This window comes from Methylophilus sp. 42 (assembly GCF_000384155.1).
Lineage (GTDB): Bacteria > Pseudomonadota > Gammaproteobacteria > Burkholderiales > Methylophilaceae > Methylophilus.
In genome coordinates this window covers 1,158,509-1,175,699 of the sequence record NZ_KB913031.1, presented here as the reverse complement: position 1 = coordinate 1,175,699, position 17,191 = coordinate 1,158,509, and the positions used below count along the sequence as shown (strand labels likewise).

Genomic DNA, 17,191 nt, shown 5'->3' with positions numbered 1-17,191 from the left:
TCTTTGAATTAACGTACAATGCCGCGCGTTGTTTGCGCGAGAAATCGAGTCATGAGGCCGATTTCAGGGCAGGATTTTTCCATCTCAGCCAATGCAATCTTGGCCTCTTCAAATGACAGCCCCTGACGGTATAGCACCTTATAGGCGCGTTTGATTTGCTGAATGCTCTCAGCACTGAAGCCACGACGTTTGAGGCCTTCTGCATTGATACCATGCGGTGCTGCATCATAACCAGCGGCAGTCACGTAAGGCGGAATGTCTTTAAACACCACAGAACCGACCGCAGTAATAATATGTTCGCCGATCTGGCAGAACTGGTGAATCAGCGTGAAGCCACCCAATATCGCGTGATCGTAAATGGTCACGTGCCCGGCCAGCGATGAGTTATTAGCCAAAATAGTATGGTTACCGACGATACAATCATGGGCGATGTGCACATAGGCCATAATCCAGTTATGGCTGCCAACTTTGGTGGTGCCTTTGTCCTGCACCGTGCCACGGTTAAAGGTACAAAACTCACGGATGGTGTTATGGTCACCAATTTCCAGCAAGGTTGGCTCGTCTTTGAATTTCTTATCCTGAGGCTTCGCGCCCAGTGAAGAAAACTGGAAAATTTCATTATGTTTGCCGATGGTGGTGGGCCCTTCAATCACCACATGCCCGGCAATCTTGGTGCCTGCATCAATGCGGACACCCGCACCAATCGTGGTATAGGGACCCACCTCTACTGAGCTATCCAGCTCAGCTTTAGGGTCAATCAATGCGGTAGGATGAATCAGGCTTTGCATGTTTACGTGTATGGCCCGCCTTTAAGGGCAGGCGCATCTATGGTTATTTTTCAATGGCTTTCAGGATACACATCATATTGGCTTCAGCGACCACTTCGTCACCAACCTTGGCAACGGCGCTATATTTCCAAATACCTTTTAAGATACGATCAATTTTGACGTTCAAAATAATCTGATCTCCAGGGGAAACCGGTTTTTTAAAGCGAGCACTATCAATACCAGCAAAATAGTACACAGAATCACTGGTAGGCTTGGTGCCCATTGTTTTAAAAGAGAGTAAAGCAGCGGCTTGTGCCATGGCTTCAACAATCAACACGCCTGGCATCACTGGGTGATATGGGAAATGGCCAGGGAAATATGGTTCGTTGACCGAAACGTTTTTAACGGCAGTAATCTCTTTACCGAGTTCCATTGACAATACACGGTCAACCAGCACAAATGGATAGCGGTGCGGCAGGTGTTCCAAAATCTCATGAATATCCATGCTATTCATTGTGTTTTCAGCCATAAATTCTCTCAATCTTCCGAATGTTTTTGTATGTTGCTTATTGCTTGCTCAAGCTGCTTGAGCTTGAGGTTGTGTTGTTCCAAATGGCGGATGTTTGCAGCCGTCCGCAGCCAGTCTTCGTGTTTCTGAAATGGCATCAGCGCCGTATACGTGCCGGCCTGCTGTATCGAGCGCATAATCATGGAGCCAGGTGAGATAGTCACACCATCAACGATGTGCAAGTGACCCAGTATCATGGCCGCCCCGCCAATCTTGCAATGTGCGCCGATCACGGCACTACCCGCAATACCAACGCAGCCCGCAATCACAGTATGCGCGCCAATACGAACATTATGGGCGACCTGTATCAAATTGTCCAACTTCACACCGTCTTCGATCACCGTATCATCCAGTGCACCACGATCCACCGTCGTATTAGCACCGATATCGACATGATCGCCGATCACCACGCGGCCAATTTGCGGTATTTTAACCCATTGGCCCTGCTCTTCCGCATAGCCAAAACCATCATTACCAATGACGCAGCCGGAAAATAAATGGCAATGGCTGCCAATAACCGTGCCATGCTTGACGACAACACGCGGCTCGAGCACGGTATGTGCACCAATGGTGACATCATCTTCAATCACACACCCGGCGCCAATACGCACATCACGCCCCAACTTCACGCGATCACCGATGCTCGCCATGGCATCTACCGTCAACTCTGACGGCAAATGGGTATCAAAACCAATCGCGGCGCTGGCATGCACGTGATTCACATACTGCCGCGGCGGATTCATCAATGCAGACAGCTTGGCAAAGTATGCATATGGATTATCAGTGAGGATACATGGCAACATCGTTAAGTGACGATGTTCTGGCCGCAGGATCACCGCCGCTGCTTGCGTGACCTGCAATGATTGCGTGTATTTGGTGTCATTAAAAAATGCAATGGCACCAGACTGCGCTTGCGCCAGAGAGGCTAAGCGAGACAGCTTTACCGTTGCTGTATCGGTATGCGTGCCAGCGTCGACCTGTCCACCCAGAGACGCAACAATCTCTTGTAATGTAAAGTGTTGCGCCATAGTGAAGTACTACCCTTGAGAATAACTTGAGAACGATGATCGCTGGTTATTTCTTACCCAGCAATTTAAGGACTTTATCTGTAATATCGATACGTTTGCTGGCATACGCCACGCCGCTGTAAGCGACCAGGTCATAGCCTTCGCTTTCGGAAACCGTTTGCACCGCCTTGTTAATACGCTCCTGCAATAAAGCCAGTTCTTCGTTCTTGCGCAGGTTGATATCTTCACGCAATTCACGCTGCTTGCTCTGAAATTCAAGACGCAGGTTATTTAACTGTCGCTCTTTTTGACGACGGTCAGACTCAACGATGTTGGCCCGGTCATGATCCAACTGGGATTCCAGGTCGCGAATTTGCTTTTGCAACTTGTCCAGCTCCAGTGAGCGCGGGCTAAACTCTTTTTCCAGCTTTTTGCCAGTTTCAGCTGTTTGCGGCGCTTCCTGCAACAGTTTATCTACCTGCACATAGCCAACCTTGAAATCAGCAGCTATCGCCTGGCCGCAGCACAGCAAGAGGCCCAGCAACCCTACCAGAATCCTTCTCATGCGATCACTCCCTTCCGAGCCTGCCTTGTCACAACCTGATGCTGTTCAAACATTAGAATTGCTGACCGAACTGGAATTGCAACATTTGTGTGTCATCACCACTCTTATCGTTCAACGGTTTGGCCAGTACCAGCTTCAATGGTCCGAATGGAGACACCCAGGTCACGCCCACACCGGTCGAGAATCTCAAGTATTCAGAGTTAATTGAATCATCTTTACCATAGACACCACCGCCATCGACAAATGCACTCAGCCTGAACTGGTTGGATTGCGATACAAATGGCACCGGCATAAACAACTCAACGTTACCAACGAAACGCTTGGTACCACCCACGGCAAAGTCTGAACCTGTGCTTGGGTTGATTTGGCGCGGCCCCAAGGAGGAGTTCAGGAAGCCGCGTACGCTGTTCACACCGCCGGCATAGAAGTTCTTGAAGAACGGATAGTTCTTGCCGCCATAACTGTCAGCATAACCAGCTTCACCGTTCAGCATCAGCGTGAAGTCTTTACCTAAGTCTTTGTACCAACTATGTTGATAGCTGACTTTGTAATATTGCAAATCCAACCCTGGAATAGACACATCTCCGGACAGACGTTGCAAAACACCACGACGCGGGAACAGGATATTGTCACGCGAGTCATACGTCCAGCCTGCGTTAAACACGATGGAGTTACTGCTACAACCATTGTTATTACCGCAGAAGTTCAGGTATTGAATTGGGCTGCTGGCAGACAGCTCAACATCGGTAAAGTCCAGCGTTAAGCCCGCACTGATAAAGTCCATTTCGGACATTGGCATACCAAAACGTACACCGACCCCGTAAGACTGGCTATTATAAGTACCAACGTTCAATGTACTGGAGTTTCTGCGGCTGGTATCGACGTCACGGCGATAAATATCGAAGCCACGGCTGATACCATCTGGCGTGTAATAAGGGTCAGTATAAGACAGTGAATAAACCGTATTGTAACTGCTGGTATTCACTTGCAAGGCCACGCGATTACCCGTGCCCAGGAAGTTAGGCTGGTTAATGTTAAAACCAAGCACCACACCATCACTACTCGATAAACCAGCACCAAACTGCACGCTACCGGTGGCTTTTTCGGCCACGGTCACATTCATGTCCACCTGATCATTGATGCCTGGAACGCCCGGCGTTTCCAGCTCAACCGTATCAAAGAAGTTCAAGCGCTGAATACGCTCTTTAGAACGTTTGATCTTGTCGCCAGCATACCAGGCCGACTCCAATTGACGCATTTCGCGGCGAACCACGGCATCTCGTGTACGCGTATTACCTTGCACGTTAATCCGTCTGACATAGACTTTACGGCCAGGGTCAACGAAGAAAGTAAACGCAACCGTATGCTCCAGCTTGTTGATTTCAGGCACAGCATTCACGTTAGCAAACGCATAGCCCTCTTCACCCAGCTTGTCATTCATGTTTTTGCTGGCATCTGTCACCTTCTGGCGACTAAACACTTCGCCATCCTGGATATTGATCAGCTTGCGCAAGTCCTCTTCCGGCAGCAACATATCGCCAGCCAGTTTGGTCTTGCTAATATTGTATTTTTCACCTTCTGTGAGGTTGATATTGATATACACATCGCGCTTATCAGGCGAGATTGACACTTGTGTCGAATCAATCGAAAACTCCAGATAGCCCTGATTCATATAAAACGAGCGTAAAGCTTCCAGGTCAGCCGTCAGTTTTTGCTTGGAATACTGGTCATCTTTATTCCACCAGCTCATCCAGTTTGGCGTGGTCAGCAAAAAGTTGGCACGCAGATCTTCGGTCTTGAATAAATGGTTACCGACAATATTGATGTCGCGGATCTTGGCGGCCGGGCCTTCGGTAATTTCAAAACGAATAGCCACACGATTACGTTCCAGCGGACTGGCCGTCGCTTTCACCTCGGCGCTATACTTACCTTGTGACAGGTATTGGCGCTTGATTTCCTGCTCGGCTCTGTCAAGTTGGGATTTATCGAAAATCTGGCCTTCTGCGATACCAATTTGCTTCAGGCCGTCCTTGATTTTGTCTGTCTGGAAAGATTTATTACCACTAAAGTCAATTTGCGTGACAGAAGGACGCTCCTGCACGGTTACGACCAGTACATCGCCTTCATTTTCGATACGCACATCTTTAAAAAAACCAGTCGCATACAGGGATTTAATCGCCTGCGCGGCTTTTTCGTCACTCATGACATCCCCTACCTGCATGGGTAGGTAATTAAATACGGTCCCGGGTTCGGTGCGCTGCAGGCCTTCGACACGGATATCGGTAATCACAAAAGGCTCTGCGGCATACGCGCTGACGTGCATCACCCCCGCCAATAAACACAACCACAATTTGGAACTGGATTTTATTCTCATTAACTATGCTTTCAACCTATCAGGTAACGATTGATGTCATTAAAAAATGCAATCACCATCAATGCCCCTAAAATACCTAAACCCAGACGCTGCCCAATCGCCAACACCTTGTCAGGTAATGGTTCTCCTCGTATCAATTCCGCCATATGATACAACAAATGACCGCCATCCAATACTGGAATCGGTAGCAGATTCATGACGGCAATACTGATACTCAGTAAAGCAATAAATCCTATATAGGGCTTGAGCCCCATCCCGGCCGACTCGCCCGCGGCATCGGCGATGCTCACCGGCCCGCTAATGGCTTTGAGTGACGCCTGGCCGGTGACCATTTTGCCCAGCATTTTCAAAGTAAATGCGATGGTTTCCTGCATTTTATCCAGTGCGCGTATGGCTGCTTGTGAGGCACTGTACTGGCGAATCACCTGATAAGGCGTCAAATCAACGGCATCCATATTGACGGCAGCCCCCAGACGGCCGATTTTTTGCCCGCCTTGCTGTATAGCCTCGGGTAATAACTTCACCTGCAACAGGCTATCCCCACGCTGATACTCGACCTTCAACGGCTGCGCCGGGCTGGCGCGTACCAGTTTTACAAATTTTTGCCAGTCTGCAATTGGTTTCTGATTGACTTTGAGGATACGATCGCCAGCTTGCAAGCCACTTTGCTCGGCAACTGAGTCTGCCATAATGTCGCCAATCACCGCTGGCACCACTGGCATTAATACTGCTAGCCCGGCTTTTTGCATCACGTCACCATCCGGCTCGCCAGCGAGCTGGTTCAGCGGCAATACCTGCTGATGCACTTCACCTTGTGGCGTTCTGGTGACTACCGCCACCGGTTTATGCACCATCCAGCTTTCCAGCAACTGCCATTGTGCCTCCTGCCAGGTGGCGACTGGCTTACCATCCAGCGCGACGATGAGGTCGCCTTGGCGCAATTTGGCAACTGCCGCTAATGAGCCCTGCTCTACCGGGCCAATATAGGGTTTGAGTCCAATTTCCCCCTGGGCAATCAAGCCCCAATAGCAGACAAATGCCAGCAAAAGGTTGGCTAACGGGCCAGCAAATACGATCCACATTTTCGCAGCGATCAACTGCTTGTCAAACGCTTGCGACCAGTCAGTGCCAGGCACATGTTCCACATCCGTCTCGCGACTATCCAGCATTTTGACGTAGCCGCCCAGTGGAATCCACGACAAAACCCACTCGGTGGCTTGCGCATGTGCCTGATATTTGAAGATAGGCTTGCCAAAGCCAATAGAGAATTTAAGCACTCGCACGCCACAGCTGCGTGCTGCCAGGTAATGGCCAAATTCATGAATGGTGACCAACACACCAATGGCAACGATAAACGCCCAGATGGAGGTCATACGCTGACGGCCTTGCGCACTGGGGCAGTAGTCATATTGGCAATCGCTTGCGTCACAAACGCTCTGGCTTCTGCATCAATGGCCAGCAATTGCTCAATCGATTGCACCTGCTCAGCAGGCAATTGCTGCAAAGTCATTTCCAGCAAACGTGGAATGTCCAGATATTGAATCTGCTCACGCAAGAAGGCAGCCACCGCCACTTCGTTGGCCGCGTTGAGGATAGCGGGCGCCGTGCCGCCTGCGGCCAATGCGTCATAGGCTAATCGCAGACATGGAAAACGCTGGGTATCAGGCGCCTCAAACTCCAGCTTGGCCACTTCAATCAAACTCAGTGGTTTCACACCGGAGGCAATGCGCTCAGGGTATGCCAGACCATAGGCAATCGGCGTGCGCATATCAGGATTGCCCAATTGCGCCAGAATGCTGCCATCGACATAAGACACCATGGAATGGATCACACTCTGCGGATGCACCACGACTTCGATCTGCTCGGGACGCGCATCAAACAGCCAGTGCGCCTCAATCACCTCCAGCCCTTTGTTCATCAGCGTAGATGAATCTACGGTGATTTTTGCCCCCATCACCCAATTCGGATGTTTAAGCGCCAGTGCCGGGGTCACGTCCTGCAGTTGCGCCTGCGTATAGCCACGGAAAGGGCCACCGGATGCCGTAAGGATAATCTGGTTAACGCCAACATCACGCAAGTCGCTGTAAGCTTGCCTTGGCATGACCTGAAAGATGGCATTATGCTCGCTATCAATCGGCAACAAGGTGGCTTGCCCTTGTTTGACCGCATCCATAAACAATTGGCCTGCCATCACCAGGGTTTCTTTATTCGCCAGCAAAATCTTTTTGCCCGCTTTCGCCGCGGCCAGTGCAGGCAACAAGCCTGCGGCACCAACAATCGCCGCCATCACAATGCCCACCTCGGCATGTGCAGCCACTGCTGTCAGGCCTTCTACTCCGGCCAACACTTCTACGTTGAGCTGCTCGGCCTGCACTCGTTGCTGTAACAAACGGGCGGCTTCGGCATCCTGCATCACGGCATAACGCGGCTGATATTGCGCACATTGCTGCAACATGGCCTCCACATTGCTGTGGGCCGTAAGCGCAAACACGCCATAGCGGCCAGGATGTTGTGAAATCACATCCAGTGTCTGCTGACCGATGGTGCCGGTGCTGCCGAGTATGGTGACGTATTGCAAAATAACCTCTTAAAACGAATAAGACTGTTGCCAGTAATGAAACCAGAACAGCAGGCACATGCCAATAGGCAACGCCGGAATCACGCCATCGACGCGATCAAGCAAGCCACCATGTCCAGGCAAGAATTGGCCACTATCCTTAAGATTGGCGCGACGTTTAAAAAAGGATTCAAACAGGTCGCCATAAATACCGGCGATGGTCACTACCCACAATCCTGGCAACACCCACCAGGTCGCAACGGCACCGGTGATTTTCAAGCCTGCAGCATAGACAGCCACAGCCAGCAATGCGCCAGCCACGCCCTCCCAGGTCTTGCCGGGGCTGATGGCAGGGGCCAGTTTATGTCGCCCAAACTGCTTACCTGCAAAATAAGCCGCACTGTCTGCCAGCCAGATGGTGGAAATAATCACCAGCAACACATAGGGATTCACTTCCTTAGCAGTGACCAAGGCCATCCACAATGACATCATCAAACCCCAGCCCAGCAACAGATTGAGCGCTTTGTGTTTGAAAAAGTCATTAAAAAACAGCGCAACAGGCACGACCAATAGCCAAAACACACTGGCCGCAACAAACACTTGCAACGCGCGATAAAAAAACCAGTGAAAACCAAATTGGTGTAATAAATACAGTAACCCTACGCCAGTCATCGCAGAAACAGCCAGGAAAACACGCGTTTGTGCCACACTGAGTTGCAAGAAGCCCGCCCATTCACGCAGGCAGACCAGCGTCAGCGCCAGCATCACCGCTGCCCATCCCATGAGTGGCAAGCAAAACAGCGCTGGCAAAAACAAGCCCAGCAATACAATTGCGGTAATGATTCTGGTTTTTAACATAGTTTACTTAGAGGTACCGCTATCGGAAGTCAGCTGTTCACTGGTGCGGCCAAAACGTCTTTCGCGTTGATGATACGAAGTCAATGCAGCCTCAAATGCCGCATCGTCAAAGTCCGGCCACAAGGTAGGGGTAAAATACAGCTCGGTATAAGCCAGTTGCCATAGCAAAAAGTTGCTGATGCGAGTTTCGCCCCCGGTACGGATAAACAAATCAGGTTCAGGGGCATAAGGCATGGATAAATAAGGCGCCAGGTCTGCTTCGCTGATGGCAGTCACGTTACCCTTGTCAGCCAGCAACTGATTCACCGCATGCACCACATCCCAACGGCCGCCGTAGTTGACGGCAATCGTCAGTGTCAGACCGGTATTGCTAGCCGTTTGCTGCTCAGCCTCCAGCATTTTTTGCTGCAAGGCCTGGTTAAACGGGCTGCGGTCGCCAATCAGCTTTAAAATCACATTGGCCTCATGCAATTTCCTGACTTCTCTATCCAGCGCCTCCAGAAACAGGCTCATCAAAAAAGTCACTTCATCCGGCGGTCGGCGCCAGTTTTCACTGCTGAAAGCAAACAGGGTCAGGTATTTGATATCAAGACGGACACAGGCTTTCACCAGCGCACGTACAGATTCCAGGCCACGCTGATGACCAGCCACGCGGGGTAAAAAACGCTTTTTTGCCCAACGTCCGTTGCCATCCATAATCACCGCAACATGTTGCGGCACTTCCTGAATAGGCGGAACTTGCTTGGTAGAACTGGAAAATAAACCCAAATCGATCCCTGATTCCCTGATAGCGGTTAAACCGCCATCAAATCTGTTTCTTTTTGCTGCAAAATTTTGTCGACTTCGGCCACGGCCTTGTCGGTCATTTTCTGAACTTCGTCTTGTGCACGACGCTCATCATCTTCAGAAATCGCTTTATCCTTGATCAATTTTTTCAAGGCATCGTTAGCATCGCGACGCACGTTACGGATCGCCACCTTGGCGCCCTCACCTTCGGAGCGCACAATTTTGGTCAAATCACGGCGGCGCTCTTCAGTCAGCATTGGCATAGGCACGCGGATCAAATCGCCATTGGTGGCTGGGTTCAAACCCAGGTCACAGTCACGGATTGCTTTCTCAACTTTGGCAATCATGTTTTTTTCGTAAGGCTGCACGTTCAGTGTACGCGCATCGCCCAGATTGATGTTGGCCACCTGGCTAACGGTCACCATAGAGCCGTAATATTCCACCATCACGTGATCCAGCAAACCGGTATGGGCACGGCCTGTACGGATTTTCGCCAGATCGGTTTTCAACGCTTCCAGCGATCTATGCATTTTCTGCTCAGCAGATTTTTTAATTTCTTCAACCATCGTTACTCTCCAATCTTCATGCCAGACTTAAGCCATGACACGCGTTCCTTCATTTTCGCCCAGAATCACGCGTTTCAATGCACCTTCTTTAAAGATGCTGAACACCGCAATCGGCATTTTCTGGTCACGGCACAGCGTAAATGCCGTGGCATCCATGACTTTTAAGTTCTTGTTGATCGCCTCATCATAAGAGACGATATCATAGCGTGTCGCCGTCGGGTCTTTTTTCGGGTCCGCCGTGTAAATACCGTCTACCTTGGTCGCTTTCAATACGATTTCCGCATCAATTTCTACGCCGCGCAAGGCTGCCGCAGTATCGGTAGTAAAAAACGGGTTACCGGTGCCGGCACCAAAAATCACCACTTTACCCTCTTCCAGGTAACGAATCGCTTTGCCGCGGATATAAGGCTCAGCCACGGCTTCAATATTCAGCGCACTTTGTACGCGCGCAGCCACACCCGCGTGCTTCATGGCATCTTGCAAAGCCATGGCGTTCATCACCGTGGCCAGCATGCCCATGTAATCGGCAGTTGCCCTGTCCATACCTTCAGCTGCCGGGGCCACACCACGGAAAATATTGCCGCCACCGATGACGATGCCTACTTGCACGCCCATGCTGACGACTTCTTTGACTTGCGCCACGATGGCCGTCACTGTTTCGCGATTAATGCCATAGGCATCATCACCCATCAGCGCCTCACCAGACAACTTGAGCAATATGCGCTTGAAAGCAGGTTGTGCCATGATAATTTTCCCAAACTCAAAATGTGCTTATTTAATCACAAAACGCGCTTTCTTTGGCGTCTTGCGCCCGTTTTGGGCATAAAAAAAGTGGAATCCTGGGATTCCACTTTTTGGGATACCGCTTTAAAAAGTCAATTAGACTTTAGCAGCAGCAGCCACTTCAGCAGCGTAATCAACCACTGCTTTTTCAATGCCTTCACCTACCACGTACATGCTGAACGAAGCCACGCTTGCACCTTTGGATTTCAGCAATTGCTCGATGCTCAGTTTGTCATCTTTAACAAAAGCCTGGCTCAACAAAGTCACTTCTTTCAGGAACTTCTGCACAGTACCTTCAGCGATTTTTTCCAGCATAGCTTCCGGCTTGCCTGCTTCTTTGGCTTTTTCAATCGCAACACGGCGCTCAGCGTCGATCAGCGCAGCATCCACACCAGTGGCATCCAGTGATTTTGGTTTAGCTGCAGCAATGTGCATAGCGATATCTTTACCCAATGCTTCATCGCCACCAACCAAGTCCAGCAACACACCGATTTTGCTGCCGTGTACATAGCTAAACAATTGGCCTTTTGCTGGCGTGCGAACAAAACGGCGTGGCGTGATGTTTTCGCCGATTTTACCAACCAGTTGAGCGCGAACAGCTTCAGCGGTCTCGCCACGCAGTGGCAGTGTACCTACGGCTTCAATATCAGCCGGGTTATTTTCGTTCACAGTTTGTGCCAGATCGCCTACAAACTTCAGGAATTCTTCGTTCTTGGCACAGAAGTCAGTTTCAGAGTTGACTTCAATCAATGTACCCAGTTTGCCATCAGCAGAAATGCTGATGCCTACAGTACCTTCAGCTGCAACGCGACCAGCAGCTTTGCTGGCTTTGTTACCAAAACGCACACGCAGAATTTCTTCTGCACGGGTCATGTCGCCTTCAGCTTCGGTCAACGCTTTTTTACAGTCCATCATTGGGGCATCGGTGCGCTCACGTAAGTCTTTCACCATGCTTGCGGTAATTTCAGCCATTTATTGCTCCTTTTATTCAACGACTCTGTTATTCAACGACGCGCTTGTTTACGCACAAGGCCGTCGCAGTCAATATTCTTTTCAGTGTATCAAGGCTGTGTGACAGACAGATTGCGACATCACACACTCAACACCAATAAACTCAGCACAATAGAAAAAGGGGCGATGCGCCCCCTTTTCAAGCCATCCGAAATTACTCGGCAACAGCCTCAGCTGCTGGTGCAGTTTCTTCCTGAGCAGCTTTTACGATTTCAGAAATCGCGTTTGCGCGACCTTCCAATACCGCATCTGCCATGCCACGAGCATACAAACGAATCGCACGTGAGGAGTCATCGTTACCAGGGATCACGTAAGTGATGCCGTCTGGAGAGTTGTTAGTATCCACGATACCGATCACTGGAATACCCAGTTTGCGTGCTTCAGTAATCGCGCCGCTTTCATGACCAACGTCGATCACGAAAATCGCATCTGGCAAGCCACCCATTTCCTGGATACCGCCGATAGAACGCTCCAGTTTTTCGATTTCGCGCTTGATACCCAAAGCTTCTTTTTTACCGAACTTGTCGATGCTGCCGTCTTGGATCATGGCTTCAAAGTCGTTCAGACGCTTGATAGACTGTTTTACAGTTTTGAAGTTAGTCAGCATACCGCCCAACCAGCGGTGGTTGACGTAAGCACAACCAGCGCGTTGCGCTTCTTCTTTGACGATGTCACGAGCTTGACGCTTGGTGCCCACGAACAGAATACGACCCTTGTTTGCTGCCAGTGTGCGCACGTATTTTTGTGCTTCTTCAAACAGTGGCAGTGTTTTTTCCAGGTTTACGATATGAATTTTGTTACGATCACCGAAGATGAACTCAGCCATTTTCGGGTTCCAGTAACGAGTTTGGTGGCCAAAGTGAACACCGGCCTCCAGCATTTGACGCATAGTCACAGACATGATTTTAGTCTTTCCATTCAAAGGGTTATTCATTAACATGCAATCAAAAACACCCGATTAAAGGCACCCAATGTGATTACATGCAAGTTAATTGACATGAAAGTCAATCCAAAATTATAGCGCTTAAATCAATTGCTTTCAAGCACTTAACTGTTTTATCAGCATCGCTGGCGTCCCCGTCAGGACTCGAACCTGAAACTAGCCCTTAGGAGGGGCTGGTGATATCCTGTTTCACCACGAGGACCGCGGCGCTATTTTAAACGCAAGCGACCAAAACGCCTACCCTGAAAACAACAAAATCAGACTTGCCGACGCAGCAGGCTTGTGAGTAACATGCGGTTTTCAGTCTCTTTAAGCTACCGACAATGCACAGTTCAGTCATCAACCGTTATGCCGCCGCCATCCGTGATGCCATTCTGGCCCACGAAGCCGATATTGAATGCCTGGACCGCGAGATCGGCGATGGCGACCATTACATCAATATGAAGCGTGGCTGTGAAGCGATTGCCGGCCTGGCAGATGAACTCAACACCCTACCCGCCGCTGATGCGCTGAACAAGATCGGCATGAAGTTACTCAGCACCATTGGTGGTGCCTCCGGCCCCTTATTTGCCAGCTTTTTTATGAGCATGAGTAAAACGCTTAAAACCAGCGACACCATTACCACATTACAAATCGCACTTGCGTTTGAAGCAGGCGTGCAGGCAATTATACAGCGCGGCAAGGCACAAGCCGGTGAAAAAACCATGCTGGATGTCTTGATCCCGGTGGCCACCACATTCCAGCAACTGGCAGAACAAGGCCAGTCTGACAAAGACATCGCCGCAGCATTGAAGCCTATCGCCAGCGACGGCCTGGAATCTACCCGCAACATGCTGGCGACCAAAGGCCGCGCCTCAGGCTTGGGCGAGCGAGTGATCGGTCATCTGGATGCTGGTGCAAAAAGTTGCCAGGTCATGATAGATACCATCTGTGACCTCATAGTATCTGGACAATAAAACAAGGCAGTCACAAGCAAACCATTACCAGCCGGGCGTTACGCCATCCGCTTACAAAAGAACAGGGGCATCGATATGAAAAAATTCGCCAACAACGTTGATCACATGCTGATTGAAAGCCTGACTGGCTTTGCCACTGCGCATAACGATCTGGTCGAAGTGCAATTCGACCCCACTTTCGTCAGCCGCAAACACAAATCACATAACAAAGTCGCCATCATTTCTGGCGGTGGCGCTGGCCACGAGCCACTACATGCGGGCTATGTGGGCAAAGGCATGCTGGATGCGGCTTGCCCCGGCCAGGTATTCACCTCCCCGACACCTGACCAGATGCTGGCAGCCGCAGAAGCGGTGCATGCCGACAAAGGCGTGCTGTTTATAGTTAAAAACTATGCCGGTGATGTGATGAATTTTGAAATGGCGACTGAAATGCTGCCGTTTGAACATGCAACGGTGCTCACTTCAGATGATTGCGCCGTCGTCAACAGCACGTATACGACTGGCCGCCGCGGTGTGGCAGGCACAGTGATTATCGAAAAATGTGTCGGCAGCCTGGCAGAAACCGGCGCTGACCTCGCCAGTTGCAAGGCGCTGGGCGATAAAATCAACCTGCATACCTCCAGCATAGGCGCAGCGCTCACCAGTTGTACTGTGCCTGCCGCCGGTCGACCAACATTCGACATCAGCGACAGCGAAATCGAAATGGGTGTCGGCATCCATGGCGAACCCGGCCGTCGCCGCGAAGCGATGCGTACAGCGGATGCCATTGTCGCCGACATGGTAAATGCCATCGTGCACGACTTCGAAGCCAAACAATTACCGACCCAAGGCGAGATTTTACTGCTGGTCAATGGCCTGGGCGCCACGCCACTCATGGAGTTATACCTGATTTACAACACGGCGGCGAAATTGCTCACAGAGAAAGGATTCGGCATTGCCCGCAGCCTGGTCGGTAACTATATTACCGCCATCGACATGGCAGGCGCTTCACTCACCGTTTGCTTGCTGGATAACGAGATCAAACAACACTGGGATAGCCCGGTACACACGGCCGGTTTACGCTGGGGCTGCTAAAAGCATCTACCCTCTCTCTCCGAACCGGCCTGCCAGGGCCGGTCTGCCAAACTCGGCTTATTGCAAACTCAGCGCTACCGCAAATGAAGTATTTTCATTTCCAGACCGCCACTGTCAACCATCCACGCTTCTGCCCGTTTTCAACAAAATCAGCATAATTGCAGCAATCTGCAACACGCGACGTCATTAGGCCTATTTAGTCATTGCGTCTCCGTGAACGCAGGAGTATGTTGATTCTCAGGGCTGCGAAACAATCCTTGCCACAGGCGGATTGATATAAAACAAAACAACATAAATATAAGATTTGAGCGTGTATGTCTGCAACAACCATCTGCTATTCCTCCTGAATTCACATTCAGCACGATTTCCACTGTCTCCAGAAATATAGCTTTCCCGGAATGATTATGCGTTTCCCGAACTACAAACAATCGTTAACCATGGATGTGATGTTGCAGATGGCCGTCAGGGTCAGCATCGTCATTATTGTCGTCAGCGCACTCACCTACTGGCACATTTATAAAACCCTGGTCAGTTCGACCATAGACGGCCTGGAGCATTACATTCAGGAGCGCGGGCAACGCGAAAGCGGGATTTTCAAGCTGGCGGAGTCAAACCACCAGATTTTCAGGGCCAGCTATCTGGCGCACTGGCAGCAGGACTTTTTCTATAACGACGCGTTCTTTTGGCACGTGTTTGAAAGAAGGTCAGACCAGACCATACGCTTACAGAAAAAAGCCTACGACGGTTATTTCAACCATTCCGGCCTGATCAGCAAAGATGTCACCGCCTATATTGGCGCCAACGCCCCGATTGAAAACAATGCCTTCAGAAAGAAACTGCTGCTTGCCTACACCATGGTCGATCACTTTGGCGTGGCCTGGACACGGCAGTTTGCTAACCTCTATGTCTCCATGCCGGAGAACGTCAACATTGTGTATTGGCCAGGCGTGAGATGGGCGGATAACGCCACCAGTAAATTGAATGTGCTAAGTGAGGAATGGGTCTATATCACCACGCGGCAAAACAACCCCGAGCGCAAAAGCGTGTGGACCGGCCTTTACTACGACCCCACCGCGCTGGAGTGGATGGTGTCACTGGAAACGCCAATTGATATCACACCAACCAACACACTGAATATCGGCCATGACATTTTGCTGAATGCCTTGTTTGAACGCGTGTTTAATGACCATTTATCAGGCACTTATAATTTTATTTTCAGGGAAGACGGCCGACTGATTGCGCATCCGGCCAAAATCAAGGAAATGAACCGTACGCGCGGCATGCTGATGATTTCACAGCTGAAAGACACACAACTGCATCACTACTTTCAAACGCTGCAATCCAATATCAAGAACAAGCAAAAGGATTACTTTATTGTCGAGTCGGATGACGAATTTCTCGCCGTATCAAAAATTGATGGCCCCGGCTGGTGGTTTGTCACCGTGTATCCAAAATCTCTGCTCTCCTCCCCCTCTCTCAAGGCAGCCAAATTCATCCTGATTGTCAGCCTGTTTGCGCTGGTAATTGAACTCATCATGCTGTATCTGGTGATGATGAAAAAAGTGGTTGGCCCGCTGGAAACATTTATGGACGCGTCTAGCGCCATTGAAGGACAACGTTATGAAAAAATCACCGGCAATGTGCTGCCACTGCCTGACCATCTGGATAATGAAATTGGCAAACTGGCCAAACTGTTTAAAAGCATGTCTGGCAGTTTGCAGCACTTCCGCAGCGACATGCAGCGCCTGACCCACTCCTTGGAGGATCAGGTCAAGGTGAGGACGCGTGAGTTGCAACGGGCAAAAGACAAAGCCGAAAAAGAAGCCACCATCGATAGCCTGACGCAAATCCCCAACCGGCACTCCTTTTACAATCGGGCCAAAGCGATGGTGCAGCAGGCAGATCATGCTGGCGAGCCGCTGTGTTTCCTGATGCTGGATATCGATTTCTTCAAAATCATCAATGATACTTACGGCCACCCACAAGGCGATCAGGTGCTGGTCGCTTGCGCGCGCACCATAGAAAATACCATCCGTGAAAAAGACCTGCTGGGCAGATTGGGCGGCGAAGAATTCGCCGTGGTATTACCCAACACCAGCCTGGAAGAAGCGCGCGTGATTGCCGAGCGCATACGTGTCAGGATTGCCGAATTGTCATTTTATACCACACAACGTACGCAAAGCTTCCACACCACAATCAGCATTGGTATTTCGTGCGCAGCAGAGACGATTTATGCCTACGAATTGCTGTATAAACATGCCGATCTGGCGCTTTATGAAGCCAAGCAGTCCGGCCGTAACCTGGTGATTACTTATAGCGGAAATGCAACGCCACAAGAGGATGTGGCGGACAGTTAGCGTATCAGCCGACGCCACG

Annotated in this window: 16 protein-coding genes and 1 tRNA gene; 3 read left to right on the top strand and 14 right to left on the bottom strand. The window is 50.3% G+C overall.

Annotated elements, in window-relative coordinates; all coding sequences use genetic code 11:
• Positions 1-8: 8 nt before the first annotated feature.
• The 14 genes from lpxA to MET42_RS0105720 all read right to left on the bottom strand — a co-directional run bounded on the left by lpxA (position 9) and on the right by MET42_RS0105720 (position 12,987).
• Entirely contained in the window at positions 9-788 is a 780-nt protein-coding gene (lpxA, locus tag MET42_RS0105785) for an acyl-ACP--UDP-N-acetylglucosamine O-acyltransferase (RefSeq protein ID WP_019881882.1), read from the bottom strand.
• Between the two features lie 43 nt (positions 789-831).
• Complete coding sequence (gene fabZ, locus MET42_RS0105780) at positions 832-1,296, bottom strand: 3-hydroxyacyl-ACP dehydratase FabZ (RefSeq protein ID WP_019881880.1); 465 nt, start codon at positions 1,294-1,296, stop codon at positions 832-834.
• An 8-nt stretch (positions 1,297-1,304) separates the two neighbouring features.
• Positions 1,305-2,363, bottom strand: coding sequence for a UDP-3-O-(3-hydroxymyristoyl)glucosamine N-acyltransferase (gene lpxD, locus MET42_RS0105775; RefSeq protein ID WP_019881879.1), 1,059 nt, complete (start codon positions 2,361-2,363; stop codon positions 1,305-1,307).
• Between the two features lie 46 nt (positions 2,364-2,409).
• A complete protein-coding gene (locus MET42_RS0105770) occupies positions 2,410-2,907 on the bottom strand; it encodes an OmpH family outer membrane protein (RefSeq protein WP_019881878.1) in 498 nt (165 codons plus the stop codon).
• 52 nt (positions 2,908-2,959) lie between these two features.
• Entirely contained in the window at positions 2,960-5,230 is a 2,271-nt protein-coding gene (gene bamA, locus MET42_RS0105765) for an outer membrane protein assembly factor BamA (RefSeq protein ID WP_019881877.1), read from the bottom strand.
• A 62-nt stretch (positions 5,231-5,292) separates the two neighbouring features.
• Positions 5,293-6,654, bottom strand: coding sequence for an RIP metalloprotease RseP (gene rseP / locus MET42_RS0105760; RefSeq protein ID WP_019881876.1), 1,362 nt, complete (start codon positions 6,652-6,654; stop codon positions 5,293-5,295).
• Positions 6,651-7,859 carry a 1-deoxy-D-xylulose-5-phosphate reductoisomerase gene (ispC, locus tag MET42_RS0105755; RefSeq protein ID WP_019881875.1) on the bottom strand — a complete coding sequence of 403 codons (1,209 nt, stop codon included), beginning with the start codon at positions 7,857-7,859 and terminating at the stop codon, positions 6,651-6,653. The genes rseP and ispC overlap by 4 nt, the downstream gene beginning before the upstream one ends.
• A gap of 9 nt (positions 7,860-7,868) precedes the next feature.
• The gene (locus MET42_RS0105750) at positions 7,869-8,696 is read right to left on the bottom strand and encodes a phosphatidate cytidylyltransferase (RefSeq protein WP_019881874.1); all 828 of its coding nucleotides are present in this window, start codon (positions 8,694-8,696) and stop codon (positions 7,869-7,871) included.
• A gap of 3 nt (positions 8,697-8,699) precedes the next feature.
• Positions 8,700-9,464, bottom strand: a complete 765-nt coding sequence (locus MET42_RS0105745; RefSeq protein WP_019881873.1) for an isoprenyl transferase — start codon at positions 9,462-9,464, stop codon at positions 8,700-8,702.
• A 26-nt stretch (positions 9,465-9,490) separates the two neighbouring features.
• The gene (frr, locus tag MET42_RS0105740) at positions 9,491-10,048 is read right to left on the bottom strand and encodes a ribosome recycling factor (RefSeq protein WP_019881872.1); all 558 of its coding nucleotides are present in this window, start codon (positions 10,046-10,048) and stop codon (positions 9,491-9,493) included.
• 27 nt (positions 10,049-10,075) lie between these two features.
• Positions 10,076-10,792, bottom strand: coding sequence for a UMP kinase (gene pyrH / locus MET42_RS0105735; protein ID WP_019881871.1), 717 nt, complete (start codon positions 10,790-10,792; stop codon positions 10,076-10,078).
• Positions 10,793-10,927: 135 nt separating this feature from the next.
• Positions 10,928-11,803, bottom strand: coding sequence for a translation elongation factor Ts (tsf, locus tag MET42_RS0105730; protein WP_019881870.1), 876 nt, complete (start codon positions 11,801-11,803; stop codon positions 10,928-10,930).
• A gap of 193 nt (positions 11,804-11,996) precedes the next feature.
• On the bottom strand, positions 11,997-12,743 hold the full coding sequence (rpsB, locus tag MET42_RS0105725; protein WP_019881869.1) for a 30S ribosomal protein S2: 747 nt from the start codon (positions 12,741-12,743) through the stop codon (positions 11,997-11,999).
• A gap of 168 nt (positions 12,744-12,911) precedes the next feature.
• Positions 12,912-12,987: transfer RNA gene (locus MET42_RS0105720), tRNA-Arg, on the bottom strand.
• Positions 12,988-13,108: 121 nt separating this feature from the next.
• On the opposite strand from MET42_RS0105720, the gene dhaL reads away from it, so the two are divergent.
• From dhaL to MET42_RS0105705, 3 genes are all read left to right on the top strand, one after another.
• Positions 13,109-13,741 (top strand): dihydroxyacetone kinase subunit DhaL, encoded by a 633-nt coding sequence (gene dhaL, locus MET42_RS0105715; protein ID WP_019881868.1) that lies wholly within the window; start codon positions 13,109-13,111, stop codon positions 13,739-13,741.
• 75 nt (positions 13,742-13,816) lie between these two features.
• On the top strand, positions 13,817-14,815 hold the full coding sequence (gene dhaK / locus MET42_RS0105710) for a dihydroxyacetone kinase subunit DhaK (RefSeq protein WP_019881866.1): 999 nt from the start codon (positions 13,817-13,819) through the stop codon (positions 14,813-14,815).
• Between the two features lie 404 nt (positions 14,816-15,219).
• On the top strand, positions 15,220-17,172 hold the full coding sequence (locus tag MET42_RS0105705) for a diguanylate cyclase domain-containing protein (RefSeq protein ID WP_232411342.1): 1,953 nt from the start codon (positions 15,220-15,222) through the stop codon (positions 17,170-17,172).
• Positions 17,173-17,191 lie beyond the last annotated feature (19 nt).

Coding starts and splice junctions, on each gene's coding strand:
- bamA (WP_019881877.1), bottom strand. CDS start 5,230: ATGCACGTCAGCGCGTATGCCGCAGAGCCTTTTGTGATTACCGATATC.
- lpxD (WP_019881879.1), bottom strand. CDS start 2,363: ATGGCGCAACACTTTACATTACAAGAGATTGTTGCGTCTCTGGGTGGA.
- rpsB (WP_019881869.1), bottom strand. CDS start 12,743: ATGTCTGTGACTATGCGTCAAATGCTGGAGGCCGGTGTTCACTTTGGC.
- pyrH (WP_019881871.1), bottom strand. CDS start 10,792: ATGGCACAACCTGCTTTCAAGCGCATATTGCTCAAGTTGTCTGGTGAG.
- dhaL (WP_019881868.1), top strand. CDS start 13,109: ATGCACAGTTCAGTCATCAACCGTTATGCCGCCGCCATCCGTGATGCC.
- frr (WP_019881872.1), bottom strand. CDS start 10,048: ATGGTTGAAGAAATTAAAAAATCTGCTGAGCAGAAAATGCATAGATCG.
- dhaK (WP_019881866.1), top strand. CDS start 13,817: ATGAAAAAATTCGCCAACAACGTTGATCACATGCTGATTGAAAGCCTG.
- lpxA (WP_019881882.1), bottom strand. CDS start 788: ATGCAAAGCCTGATTCATCCTACCGCATTGATTGACCCTAAAGCTGAG.
- MET42_RS0105770 (WP_019881878.1), bottom strand. CDS start 2,907: ATGAGAAGGATTCTGGTAGGGTTGCTGGGCCTCTTGCTGTGCTGCGGC.
- tsf (WP_019881870.1), bottom strand. CDS start 11,803: ATGGCTGAAATTACCGCAAGCATGGTGAAAGACTTACGTGAGCGCACC.
- rseP (WP_019881876.1), bottom strand. CDS start 6,654: ATGACCTCCATCTGGGCGTTTATCGTTGCCATTGGTGTGTTGGTCACC.
- MET42_RS0105750 (WP_019881874.1), bottom strand. CDS start 8,696: ATGTTAAAAACCAGAATCATTACCGCAATTGTATTGCTGGGCTTGTTT.
- MET42_RS0105705 (WP_232411342.1), top strand. CDS start 15,220: ATGCGTTTCCCGAACTACAAACAATCGTTAACCATGGATGTGATGTTG.
- fabZ (WP_019881880.1), bottom strand. CDS start 1,296: ATGGCTGAAAACACAATGAATAGCATGGATATTCATGAGATTTTGGAA.